Annotated in this window: 13 protein-coding genes; all 13 read left to right on the top strand. The window is 38.5% G+C overall.

Annotation, left to right across the window (positions count from 1 at the left end):
* Window positions 1-337: 337 nt before the first annotated feature.
* The 13 genes from argF (at window position 338) to glpK (ending at window position 12,624) form a co-directional block, all read left to right on the top strand.
* The gene (gene argF, locus EUBHAL_RS05395; RefSeq protein WP_005346059.1) at window positions 338-1,324 is read left to right on the top strand and encodes an ornithine carbamoyltransferase; all 987 of its coding nucleotides are present in this window, start codon (window positions 338-340) and stop codon (window positions 1,322-1,324) included.
* Window positions 1,325-1,348: 24 nt separating this feature from the next.
* Complete coding sequence (locus EUBHAL_RS05400; RefSeq protein ID WP_005346061.1) at window positions 1,349-2,329, top strand: biotin--[acetyl-CoA-carboxylase] ligase; 981 nt, start codon at window positions 1,349-1,351, stop codon at window positions 2,327-2,329.
* Between the two features lie 12 nt (window positions 2,330-2,341).
* On the top strand, window positions 2,342-2,686 hold the full coding sequence (locus EUBHAL_RS05405; protein ID WP_005346063.1) for a DUF6145 family protein: 345 nt from the start codon (window positions 2,342-2,344) through the stop codon (window positions 2,684-2,686).
* Window positions 2,670-3,443, top strand: coding sequence for a type III pantothenate kinase (locus EUBHAL_RS05410; protein WP_005346065.1), 774 nt, complete (start codon window positions 2,670-2,672; stop codon window positions 3,441-3,443). The genes EUBHAL_RS05405 and EUBHAL_RS05410 overlap by 17 nt, the downstream gene beginning before the upstream one ends.
* Before the next feature lie 3 nt (window positions 3,444-3,446).
* A complete protein-coding gene (gene dusB / locus EUBHAL_RS05415) occupies window positions 3,447-4,397 on the top strand; it encodes a tRNA dihydrouridine synthase DusB (protein WP_005346067.1) in 951 nt (316 codons plus the stop codon).
* A gap of 62 nt (window positions 4,398-4,459) precedes the next feature.
* The gene (greA, locus tag EUBHAL_RS05420; protein WP_005346070.1) at window positions 4,460-4,942 is read left to right on the top strand and encodes a transcription elongation factor GreA; all 483 of its coding nucleotides are present in this window, start codon (window positions 4,460-4,462) and stop codon (window positions 4,940-4,942) included.
* Between the two features lie 259 nt (window positions 4,943-5,201).
* Window positions 5,202-5,606: a hypothetical protein gene (locus EUBHAL_RS14730; protein WP_022169940.1), complete on the top strand. Its 405-nt coding sequence runs from the start codon at window positions 5,202-5,204 to the stop codon at window positions 5,604-5,606.
* A gap of 4 nt (window positions 5,607-5,610) precedes the next feature.
* The gene (locus tag EUBHAL_RS05430) at window positions 5,611-6,624 is read left to right on the top strand and encodes a hypothetical protein (protein ID WP_005346072.1); all 1,014 of its coding nucleotides are present in this window, start codon (window positions 5,611-5,613) and stop codon (window positions 6,622-6,624) included.
* Window positions 6,625-6,643: 19 nt separating this feature from the next.
* Window positions 6,644-7,546 (top strand): diadenylate cyclase CdaA, encoded by a 903-nt coding sequence (gene cdaA / locus EUBHAL_RS05435; protein ID WP_005346073.1) that lies wholly within the window; start codon window positions 6,644-6,646, stop codon window positions 7,544-7,546.
* Window positions 7,527-8,756, top strand: a complete 1,230-nt coding sequence (locus tag EUBHAL_RS05440) for a CdaR family protein (RefSeq protein WP_005346074.1) — start codon at window positions 7,527-7,529, stop codon at window positions 8,754-8,756. The genes cdaA and EUBHAL_RS05440 overlap by 20 nt, the downstream gene beginning before the upstream one ends.
* Before the next feature lie 107 nt (window positions 8,757-8,863).
* Entirely contained in the window at window positions 8,864-9,391 is a 528-nt protein-coding gene (locus EUBHAL_RS14735; protein WP_005346075.1) for a TetR/AcrR family transcriptional regulator, read from the top strand.
* Between the two features lie 130 nt (window positions 9,392-9,521).
* The gene (locus EUBHAL_RS05450; protein ID WP_005346076.1) at window positions 9,522-10,295 is read left to right on the top strand and encodes a TrmH family RNA methyltransferase; all 774 of its coding nucleotides are present in this window, start codon (window positions 9,522-9,524) and stop codon (window positions 10,293-10,295) included.
* A gap of 832 nt (window positions 10,296-11,127) precedes the next feature.
* Window positions 11,128-12,624 carry a glycerol kinase GlpK gene (glpK, locus tag EUBHAL_RS05455; RefSeq protein WP_044922153.1) on the top strand — a complete coding sequence of 499 codons (1,497 nt, stop codon included), beginning with the start codon at window positions 11,128-11,130 and terminating at the stop codon, window positions 12,622-12,624.
* Window positions 12,625-12,830: the final 206 nt, after the last annotated feature.

Here is a 12,830-nt window from a genome sequence, read left to right on the forward strand (position 1 = left end):
TAAGTAGAAGACATCGACTTCTGTCCCCCAAATCCTCCCACTTTCTATTTAATTCATCCTCTCCAGCCACAGTACAGAAGCCAGTGAACTTCATAAGCCATATTTGTGGTCTCGGAGCAAGTGTTGGATGCGAGCGCGTGGAGCGAACATTCAGCATGCAGCGACTAAAAGCACAAATATGGCTTATGAAGTTCACTGGTTTCGTCTGTAGTTTGTCTAATGAATTAAATAGTGATTCTTGACATTATTCTTGACATGTAGTATAAATTTTGTTAATACTTTTACTATGTAAGCAATATTTATAAGCAGTAATTGCTTTGATCTGGAGGAATAAAAGATGGATTTAAAAGGACGCAGTTTTTTAACTTTACTTGATTTTAATAAAGAAGAGATTCGTTACATGCTGGATTTAGCGCATGAACTGAAAGCTAAGAAGAAGAAAGGTATTCTTGGAGAAGAACTGAAAGGTAAGAATATCGTTCTTGTCTTTGATAAATCTTCTACAAGAACACGCTGTTCTTTTGAAGTTGCAGCGATGGATGAGGGAGCACATGTAACTTATCTTACAAACTCTCATATGAATAAAAAGGAATCTATTGAAGATACTGCTAAGGTTTTCGGAAGAATGTATGATGCAATCGAGTATCGTGGATTTGGACAGGATATCGTAGAAGATTTACAGAAGTACTCTGGTGTTCCTGTATGGAATGGCCTTACAGATGTAGATCACCCTACACAGGTTTTAGCAGACTTCCTGACAATGGAAGAGCATATTGATAAGAAGTTAGATGAGATGAAGCTTACTTTTGTAGGTGATTTATCTGATAATGTAATGTATGCTCTGATGTATGGAAGTGCTATCATGGGTGTTGACTTTAAGGCAGTAGGACCAGAAGAGACAGTATGTGACCCTAAGGTTCTTGAAGTATCACAGGAACTTGCTAAGAAAAGCGGAGCTACAATTACTATTTCCCATGATCCAGAAGATGTAAAAGGTTCTGATGTTATTTATACAGATATCTGGGTAAGTATGGGTGAGTCCGAGGAATTATATCCAGTGCGTGTAAAAGCGTTATCTCCATATAAAGTAACTACAAAGATGATGAAGGACACAGGCAATGACAAGTGTCTGTTTATGCACTGTCTGCCATCTTACCATGATTTTGAGACAAGTGTGGCAAAGGATATGAGAGACCGTCTTGGTCTTGATATCAGAGAAGTAGAAGATGAAGTATTCCGTTCAGAGAATTCAGTTGTATTTGATGAGGCAGAGAACAGAATGCATACAATCAAGGCTGTAATGGTGGCAACTCTCGGAAGATAGTTTATCCGGAAAGACGGTTTAATAATGAAAGAAAAGATTTTAGAATTTCTAAAGCAGCAGGAGGGATTTATCTCCGGTCAGCGCATCTGTGACGAGCTGGGTATATCAAGAACTGCTGTGTGGAAGTATATGAACAGTCTGAAAAAAGAAGGATATGAGATAGAGTCGGTGACCCGAAAGGGTTATCGGCTTTTACAAAGTCCAGACCTGCTTACGAGGGAAGCAGTGCTTTCCTGTATAAAAAAGGGAGAAATACCAGGTGAGTTATGCTGCTTTGAAAGCATTGATTCTACGAATGAGGAGGCAAAACGTCGTGGAGAAGCTGGTGCGCCAGATGGAAGTATCTATGTGGCAGACAATCAGACTAACGGTAAAGGCCGAAGAGGAAGAACATGGCTGTCTCCATCTGGGGAGGATATTTTTTTCACGATATTACTGAGACCAGATCTGCCTTTAAATAGTGTATCTATGCTTACTTTAGTAGCGGCTTCTGCTGTGGCGGAAGCAGTTGATAAGGTTACAGGACAGGAGTGTCAGATTAAATGGCCGAATGATATTGTTCTTAATCGGAAGAAAGTCTGCGGTATTCTCACAGAAATGAACATGGAAATTGACAGTATTGCTTATGTTGTTGTTGGTGTTGGAATTAATGTCAACCGAATGGAATTTAGGGAAGATATTGCGGAAACGGCAACTTCTCTAAAAAAGGAAAGTGGTCATAGTATAGAAAGAGCTGAATTACTTTCGGAAATTCTTTCTGCTTTTTTCAGAGATTATAAACTGTTTTTAGAAAAGCAGGATTTATCACCATTTTTGGAAAGTTATAATCAGAAGCTTGTGAATGTAGGACGGGAAGTAAAGATTATAAAAAAGGGTGAGGAAATAATTCGTACAGCCATTGGAATTAACGACAGAGGCGAGCTGATCGTTCAGGATGCCGAGGGAAATACAGAGCATATTTTTTCTGGAGAGGTATCTGTCCGCGGTATTTACGGATATGTATAGGAGGCCGTTATTATGTTTGATGATAAAGTGATATTATGTGGTTCAAGCAGTTATGAAAAGATTTTTTACTTTAATCCGGAGTTTGATTCACTTCCAAAGCAGATAAAGGATGAACTCCAGATTATGTGTGTTCTTTTTACAGAAGATGTAGGCGGAATTCTCCGCTTAGAATTTGATGAAAAGGGAAATCTTAATCTTACTGTGGAATCAAAGGAAGATGATTTCTTCTTTGACGAAATAGGAAGTGTTCTTAAGATAAAGCAGCTTCGTGCAGAAAAGAGAGAGCTTCTGGAGAATATGGAAACATATTTCAGAGTATTTTTCTTACAGGAGGGACAAGATGTTATTAGCGATTGATATTGGAAATACAGATTTTACGATAGGAGTCTTTCAGGGGAAAAAGCTGTGTGATACCTTTCGGATGAGAACAAAGATTAACCGTACTTCTGATGAATATGGTGTGTTTATATTAAATACTCTTCAGTACAAAGGATATGACACAAAGGATGTGGAAGATGTAATTATTGCATCTGTTGTTCCGGCTGTAATGCATTCATTTAACAGTGCAATTATTAAATATTTTGGATTAACTCCGATTATTGTTGGGCCGGGAATCCGCACAGGAATCCGTATTGCGACAACAAATCCGAAAGAAACAGGTGCAGACCGCATTGTAGATGCCGTTGCAGGATATGAGCTTTATGGAGGACCGGTTATTGTCGTTGATTTTGGAACAGCAACAACATATGACCTGGTTACAGAAGATGGAAGATTTGTCGGAGGTGTAACTTCTCCGGGAATCCGTACTTCTGCGAATGCTCTTTGGCAGCAGGCAGCAAAGCTTCCTGAAATCGAAATCAGAAAGCCGCAGTATATTCTGGCAAAAGATACGGTAACAAGTATGCAAGGTGGTCTTGTTTATGGTTACATTGGACAGACTGAATACATTATTCGTAAAATGAAAGAAGAGAGCGGTTTGGGAAAGATTAATGTAGTAGCTACAGGCGGTCTTGGAAAAATGATCGCGCAGGAAACAAGCTTTATCAATTATTATGATGCAAATCTTACTTTAAAGGGGCTGCAGATTATTTATGATAAGCAGAAGCAGGGTTAAGTAATGACGGTTAAAGAGATATATGGAACAGATTTTCCAATAATTCTCGCACCGATGGCGGGCATTACAGATTTGCCTTTTCGTATTCTTTGTAAAGAACAGGGAGCGGATGTTATGGTCACAGAAATGATTAGTGCCAAAGCTCTTTTTTATGGGAATAAGAACACATTGCCCCTTATGCAGACAGAAGAGGAAGAAAAGCCAATCGGCGTACAGATTTTTGGATCGGAACCGGAATTAATGGGCGAGATGGCTCATAAAATCGAAGATAAGGGATTTTCTTATATTGATATCAATATGGGATGCCCTGTTCCTAAGATTGTAAATAATAAAGAAGGCTCTGCCTTAATGCTGAATCCGGAACTTGCCGGCCGAATCGTAAAAGAGGTTTCTAAAGCAGTGAGTCTGCCGGTTACCGTAAAGTTTAGAAAAGGCTTTGATGCTGATCATATCAATGCGCCGGAATTTGCTCAGATTATGGAAGAAAATGGTGCAGCGGCAGTTGCCGTTCACGGAAGGACAAGAGTCCAATATTATACAGGACAGGCAGACTGGGACATTATTCGTGATGTAAAAAATGCAGTCTCTATTCCGGTTATCGGTAACGGTGATATTTTTAAAGGGGAAGATGCTGTAAAGATGCGGGACTATACCGGCTGTGACGGGATCATGGTTGCCAGAGGTGCAAAGGGAAATCCGTGGATTTTCCGGGAAGTGAAAGCAGCACTTTCCGGGAAGCCAATCCCAGAACGCCCGACAGAGGAAGAAGTGATTTCCATGCTTCTTCGTCATGCACAGTTAAGCGTCCAGTATAAAGGCGAAAAAATGGGAATCCGCGAGATGCGAAAGCACACAGCCTGGTATACCACAGGGATGCATGGTTCCTCAACTCTTCGCAATAAAGTCAATCAGGTAGAGACTTTTGACGCATTGCAGGAACTGCTGATGCGTTGACAACGAAAATTTTTTGGATTATAATGGTGCTTTAAGTGAAGCAGAAAAGAAAGGTGTAGATTATGGTGGAAGCAAAAAAACATATCCTTACAAGTCAGGGAATGCAGGCATTAGAAGATGAGCTGCAGGATTTAAAAGTAGTTAAAAGAAAAGAAATCGCACAGAAGATAAAAGAAGCCAGAGAACAGGGTGACTTATCCGAGAATGCAGAGTATGATGCAGCCAAAGATGAGCAGCGTTCTATGGAAGCAAGAATCGAAGAACTTGAGAAGATCATCAAGAACGCTGAAGTTATTGATGAGTCCGCTTACGATAAAGATACAGTAAGTATCGGAAGCACAGTTAAGTTCTACGATGAAGAATTTGATGAAGAGCTTGAATACCGTATCGTTGGTTCTACAGAGTCAGATATCCTTAAAGGATTAATTTCTAATGAATCCCCATTAGGAAAAGGATTAATCGGTGCTAAGATTGGTGAGACAGTTCAGGTAGAAAGCCCAGACGGATTCTCTCGCTACAAAATTCTTGGAATCTCCAGAGAGTAAGAAGTAAAATTCTGGTTTGCCGCAGGCAAGGGAGAAGAACACCAAGAATAAAATAAGCCATATTTGTGACTTTAGTCGCGGCATGTTGAATGTTCGCTTAGACGCTCGCATCCAACACTTGCTCCTAGGCCACAAATATGGCTTATTTTATTCTCAGGTGGCGTCTCCTTCGCTGTGCAAAACAGAATTTACATCGTCAAAACTTCATGTTATACTAAAAAAGATTGAAGAAATTTTATTTAGAAATCGAGGAGCATCTATGATTGATCCGAAAAAGGTCCGTTTAATGACCAAGTTAGCGGTTTATGAAGAAGGTCCCGGAAAGAAAGACTTAAAGATTAACTGCTATAGCAAGAGAACCTATGTAAATATTAAACAGTTAGAGAGTATAATTGCAATAACAGTGGCTTATTTATTAGGTCTTGGGTTGTATTGCTTTGGAATATACACAGATATTATTTCACAGGGATTGAAGTTCCCTTATCAGAAATATATTCTTCATGCGATGATTCTTTATCTGATAATAATCATTATTGATTTTGTATGTACAAGAAGGTATTATACGAAGGTTTACGATAAGATGAGAGAGGATATAAAGCAGTACGACTATAATCTGTATCGTCTTGCAAGGTATATTCAAAAGGAAGAGAAGGACAGGGCATAATTTTATGATGGCACAAATAGTCTATTTTAAAGAATGGTTAATTGTTTTTTATAAAAAACATGTAGATGTGGTTTTGCCAGTACTAAAGCTGGTATTTGCCTTTTTTACTATGTGTATGTTTCAGGGAATGTTTCCTTATAATATGGTAATAAACAAACCAGGGATTTTTCTGGTACTTTCTGCCGCGCAGGCATTTTTACCGATATCAGTTTTATATTATATGATATCTATATTAATTATGATAAATTTATGGAAAGTGTCTATGGATATTTTTCTGGGATTTGTTATTTTTTCTATCATATGTTCACTGGCATTTGTGAGAGTAGATAGAAAACACGCAGTAATTCTTATAGTAACTGCGGTAATGTTTTATTTAAAATTAGAATATCTTCTTCCGGTTTTGCTTGGAATGATTGTCGGATTTGGGGCGATTCTTCCAGCAGCGGCAGGAGTGGTAGTTTATTTTCTGTCTGTTTATATGACGGATGTAAGCACGCTGCTTACCACATCATCGAGTTCTAATTTTGGAATGGGTCTGCAAAGAATTGTAAATTTGATGTTGATTGATAAAAAGCTGCTTGTATTTTTGATTACATTTAGTTTAATTATTTTTATTACAACACTGCTTTGTCATTTGTTTTATGAGAGAGCGTGGCTATTTGCAATTTTTATAGGGCATATAGCGATGATTCTATTATTATTGTTTGGAAGATTGATTTTTGAACTTGATTATAAGATATGGCGCCTCTTCCTTGAGATGATTCTGGGAATAGGATGTTGTTATATTTACCGATTTTTCAGAGGAATCGGAGACGTATCAAGAATTGAAAAGGCATCTTTTGAAGATGACGAATATTTTTATTATGTAAAGGCAGTTCCTAAGATTAAAGTTACACAAAAGGATAGGAATGTGACAGATATTAAATCCGGCGAGAATGAGGATGACATCTTATTCGATGATATAACAGAAGAAACCGACCTGTTTGATGGGAATAGGGAGGAAGCAGAGAAAGAGTGAAAGGGCTGGATAACAGATTATGCAGTTAATAAGTATAGGACAATTTCACAAAGTAATAGAAAAGTATTTATATTGGCTGTCTCTGCCATCTATTGGATTTACTGATATTTTGGAGATAATCATTATCAGTGTGATTGTTTATCAGATGTTGAAGTGGGTACAGCTGACTCGGGCATGGACGTTATTTAAAGGAATTATTATGCTGCTGTTGTTTGCATTATTTGCAGCGATATTTCAGTTAAATACGATATCATGGCTGCTTTCGAATTCTCTTGGTGTGGGAATTACTGCAGCAATTATCATATTTCAGCCAGAGCTGCGTCGGGCTTTAGAGCAGTTGGGACGAAAAAAGATTTTCAGTAATCTTTTTTCATTTTCCACAGGAGAGTATGATGGAAGACAGTCAGTCCTGACAGAGAAGACAATTAATGAGATTGTGCGTGCTTCCTATGAGATGGGAGCAGTAAAGACAGGTGCACTGATGGTAATTGAACAAAACGTTGCTCTTGGGGAATACGTGCGAACTGGAATCTCCATTGACGGAATAGTTAGCAGCCAGCTTCTTATCAATATCTTTGAGCATAATACACCATTGCATGATGGAGCAGTCATTATAAGAGGCAATCGTATCGTGTCAGCAACCTGTTATCTTCCGTTGACAGATAGTATGGATATTGGAAAGGAATTGGGAACAAGACATAGGGCCGCAGTGGGAATCAGCGAGGTTTCAGACAGTCTGACAATTATTGTTTCTGAGGAGACAGGTGCTGTGTCACTTGCGAAGGATGGAAATCTGTATAAGCATTTGAAAAAAGAAGAGCTGTTAGAGAAGCTCAAACAGTTAAAGATTGACGAAGAAAATAATACAGATGTATTTAAAAAATGGAAGGACTTGTTGCGAAATGAAAAGTCAGAAAAATAATATGTGGATGAAGATACTTTCTGTCGTTATAGCAGTTTTAATATGGCTTTTTGTAGCAAATACAAATGATCCTGTAGTTACGAAGAGATTTTACAGTATTCCTGTAAAGGTAATGAATGAGGATGCACTTACAAAACGGGGATACGCCTATGAGATTCTTGACGGAGAAGAAGTAAACATTACCGTAAAGGGAAAGAGCAGTATTGTCCGTTCCATGGGAATTTCTGATTTTCAGGCGATTGCGGACTTTTCAAAATTGTCAAAAGTAGATGCTGTTCCGATTGATGTCACAGCTAAGAAATATTCTGACCAGCTTGATATTACACTTGGAACAACCAATACTATGAAGATTAAAAAAGATGAAGTCGTGACGATCAGTGTTCCTGTTAATGTTACAGCGAAGGGTGATCCAGCGGAAGGTTATGCTGTAGGAAGAGTGACAAGTACTCCTAATCTTATAAAAGTAAGCGGTCCGGAGAATCTGCTCTCCTCAGCGAAAGAGATTCGTGCGACAGTCAGTGTGGATGGAATATCTCATGATGTTACAGCTACAGATAAGCCAGTGCTGTATGATGAAGAAGGGAAAAAGATTATAAGTAATCAGATAGAGTTTGATACAGCGTCTATAGGAATTTATATAGAGCTTTGGAAGACAAAGACTGTAGATGTCAAGTTAAGTTATACCGGGGAGCCTGCAAAGAATTATCATCTTGTTTCTTTTGATTATGAACCAAAACAGATTACGATTGCAGCACCGGATGATATGCTGGAAAGTCTGGATTCCATTACATTAGACAGTGTATCAATTGAGGGGCTTACGGAAGATTATGAGAAGGATATTGATCTGACCCAGACAGTACTCCCTGATAATGTAATTTTGGCGAATGATGATACCAGTGATGTAAAAGTAAAGGCAACGATTGAAAAGATAACCTCACATAAGCTTTCCTTTACGAAAAGGGATATCAATATAACGAATAATACCAATAATTATAAAGTAAGTTTTGATAAGGATAATGACTATTCTATTCTTGTGGATGGGGCAGCTTCTGCTGTAAAAAAACTGGATATTAAAGATTTTGTTCCGTGGATTGACATTAATGGATTAGAACCTGGAACTCATGAAGTATCACTTCATGTCAAAGATGTGGAGGGAGTTACAGTAGGAGCTACAACAAAACTTAAAATTACTTTAAAAGAAAATAATTAATGATTCAGAATATATTTGCCATATGGATTTTCAGGAATCTGTATGGCTCTGAATTATTATGAGAATCATTATAAATAGCGGATTTAATGAATTGAGGAAATGATTATATGAGACAAAAAACAGAAACAATGCTTTGTGTTGCCTTCATGGAACTATTAAAAAAATGCCCCTTTTCAAAAATCACGATACAAAAGATTGCCGGTCAATGTGGAGTAAACCGGCAAACTTTTTATTATCATTTTGACAATATATATGATTTGATGTCAAAGGCATTTGAGTATGAATTAGTACATGAAAGCCGTATATATGAAGAAGTAACATGGGAGTATGCAATAAACAGCTTTTTGCAGTGGATGAAAGAGAATCGGGTAATCATCAGAAATATTCTTGCGAATGCGGAACTGCCGTATTTAAAGCGGGCTATGTATCCTCTTATTGCCAAAAGTATATCTTGCGGATCTTTTATGCAGGAGAGTATGCAACCTGCAATAAAACAGCAGGAAGAATTCTGTATCAACTTTTTGACAATAGGAATTACCCAGTATGTTCTTGAATGGGTGGAAAGCGATTTCAGGGAGTCGATAGATGACATTGTTGATCATATGTCATGGCTATTGCAGAAGGTATATTCATAAATAAATTTTTTATATAGTGGTGATATCGAATGAGAACCGAATTCGCCGAGACTGGGGATGGAAAGTATTGGTTGCAACAAAAATCTGCCGGTATAAGAATGCCGGTGATATAGGAGGATTTTAATAGAAAATGATTTCCAGTACATCAAATGCAAAAGTTAAAAATATCATGAATTTAAAAAAGAGTGCCAAAGCCAGAAAGAAAGAAAAATGTTTTCTGGTAGAAGGCCCGAGAATGTTTTTTGAGATTCCAAAAGACAGGATAGAAGAGTGTTATCTTACAGAAGAATTTGAAGATAAATACGCAGAAGAACTGAACGGCTGGCATTATGAACTGATCAGTGAAAATGTATGCAAACATCTTTCGGATACGAAGACCCCCCAGGGCGTTATTGCGGTAGTAAGAAGAACGGAGCCAAGTATTGAGGAACTTCTTCATAAAGAAAAGAACCCTTGCTTTTTCCTGTTAGAGAATCTACAGGATCCAGGTAATCTTGGAACAATTGTGAGGACTGCAGAAGGAGCTGGAGTGACAGGAATTATCATGAATCGGGAGACTGTGGATATTTATAATCCGAAGGTAATCCGTTCCACGATGGGAGCGATTTTCCGTGTCCCATTTGTTATCGCAGACAGTCTGCCAGAAGTTATTTTCCAGTTAAAACAGAATGGGGTTTCTGTGTATGCAGGACATTTAAAGGGAGATGTATTTTATAAGCAGGATTACCGAGATGGCAGTGCATTTCTTATTGGAAATGAAGGAAATGGTCTTACAGATGAGATTACTGCACTGGCAGACTATAAGATAAAGATTCCGATGAAAGGGAAAGTAGAATCCCTGAATGCGGCAGTTTCGGCAACAATTCTAATGTATGAGACGATGCGCCAGAGAGAGTTTATGTAGTTTAATTCATTAAGTAAACAACAGACGAAGCCAGTGAACTTCATAAGCCATATTTGTGCTTTTAGTCGCGGCGTGTTGAATGTTCGCTCCACACGCTCGCATCCAACACTTGCTCCGAGACCACAAATATGGCTTATGAAGTTCACTGGCTTCTGTACTGTAGCTGGAGAAGGTGAATTAAACAGGATAAGGGGATTTGGGAAGAGAAGCTGATGTCTTCTGCTTACTCGAGAATGACTGGGAATAGAGGGTATGATTTGACCTGCCTATATGTAATAGTAAGATAAAAAAATATCTATTTACAATATTCTGAGAGCAAGCAGAAAACTTCTGTCCTCTCCCCCAAATCCCCACAACCACTATCTTAATTCAATCAAAATCCAGCCAAAGACAGCCCGAGAAGAGATACGATATCCTATATTTGTGGCCTCGGAGCAAGGTTTAGATGCGAGCGCTTTAAGCGAGCATTTAAACCGCCGTGACTAAAGTCACAAATATAGGATATCGTATCTCTTCTCGGGCGTCTATCTCTTAATGAATTAAATAGTAAAATTATAGTTGCATACAAAATGTAGTATAAATAAATAAAAATAATTCAATAAAATGGACAAAACAACTACCAGAAATAATTTGTTAAAAAAATAATTATCTAATATGCTTCAAAAACCACAAATTTTAACGTGATTTATCATGCAAAAAGACGATAGAAACATACAAAAAAAGCGAATTGTCTAAATACACCGCACAGAAATTATGTTAATATAAAAGCAGAGGTCAGGAAGGTATTGGGCTTGACCAGAACGTAATGAATTATTTTAAGGAGGGTTTACTTATGGCTAAGTACATGATGGCGTTAGACGCAGGAACAACTAGTAACCGTTGTATCTTATTTAATGAAAAAGGTGAGATCTGTAGTGTAGCGCAGGAAGAATTTACACAGTATTATCCACAGCCAGGCTGGGTAGAGCATGATGCAAAAGAAATCTGGCATACTCAGTTATCCGTTGCACGTCAGGCTATGGAGAAGCTTGGTGTTACAGCAGCAGACATTGCTGGTATCGGTATTACTAACCAGCGTGAGACAACTATCGTTTGGGATAGAGAAACAGGAATGCCAATCTATCATGCAATCGTTTGGCAGTGCCGTCGTACATCTGAATACTGCGATTCCTTAAAGGAAAGAGGATTAGTAGATAAAATCAGAGAAAAAACAGGTCTTGTTATTGATGCTTACTTCTCAGGAACAAAGATTCACTGGATTCTTGAGAACGTACCTGGAGCAAGAGAAAGAGCTGAAAAAGGCGAGTTAATGTTCGGTACAGTTGATACATGGTTAATCTACAACTTATCAGGAAGAAAGATTCATGTAACAGACTACTCTAACGCAGCAAGAACAATGTTATTCAACATCAATACTCTTCAGTGGGATGATGAGATTTTAGCAGAATTAGATATTCCTAAATCAATGCTTCCTACACCTAAGCCATCAAGTGAAATTTATGGTATGACAGATGAGAGCCTCTTCCAGGGAAGAATTCCTATCGCTGGAGCAGCAGGTGATCAGCAGGCAGCTTTATTTGGACAGACATGTTTCAATCCTGGTGAAGCTAAGAATACATACGGAACTGGTACATTCATGTTAATGAATATCGGTAAAGAAGTTAAATTATCTGAGAATGGTCTTGTAACTACTATCGCATGGGGACTTGACGGCGAAGTTAACTACGCATTAGAAGGTTCTGTATTCGTAGCAGGTGCAGCTATTCAGTGGTTACGTGACGAAGTTAAGATTGTAGACGCAGCTCCAGATTCCGAATTCTTCTGTAACAAAGTTCCAGATACTAACGGATGTTATGTAGTTCCTGCATTTACAGGACTCGGAGCTCCTCATTGGGATCAGTATGCTCGTGGATGTATCGTAGGTCTTACACGTGGATGTAACAAAGCTCACATCATTCGTGCTACAGTAGAATCTCTTGCATATCAGACATATGATATCCTTGAAGCTATGCAGGCTGATGCAGGTGTTAAGTTAGCAGCCCTTAAGGTTGATGGTGGAGCTTGTAAGAATGACTTCTTAATGCAGTTCCAGGCAGATATCATTGACGCTCCTGTACATCGTCCACAGTGTGTTGAGACAACAGCTATGGGTGCTGCATACCTTGCAGGTCTTGCAGTTGGATATTGGAACAGTAAAGAAGACGTTATCGCTAACTGGGCTATCGACAGAGTATTCGACCCACAGATGGATGATGACAACCGCCAGAAATTACTTAAAGGCTGGAAGAAAGCTGTTAAGTGTTCTTACGGATGGGCAAAAGAAGATTAGTTAGAATTTGATTAATAAGAATTAGCCATTTAGTTACATAATAAAGGAAGCTCCCCCACCGAGAGGTGGGGGAGCTTCTGGTTTGCCGAATGGCAAAGTTGACGCCACCAAAAAGAGAAAGAACCTATATTTGTGGCCTGGGAGCTGCGAGAGTGTAATATGATAGAAAAGCCCGACATTAAAAAATATTGATTTTGACGACTTTG

It is taken from the genome of Anaerobutyricum hallii DSM 3353 (assembly GCF_000173975.1).
GTDB lineage: Bacteria > Bacillota > Clostridia > Lachnospirales > Lachnospiraceae > Anaerobutyricum > Anaerobutyricum hallii.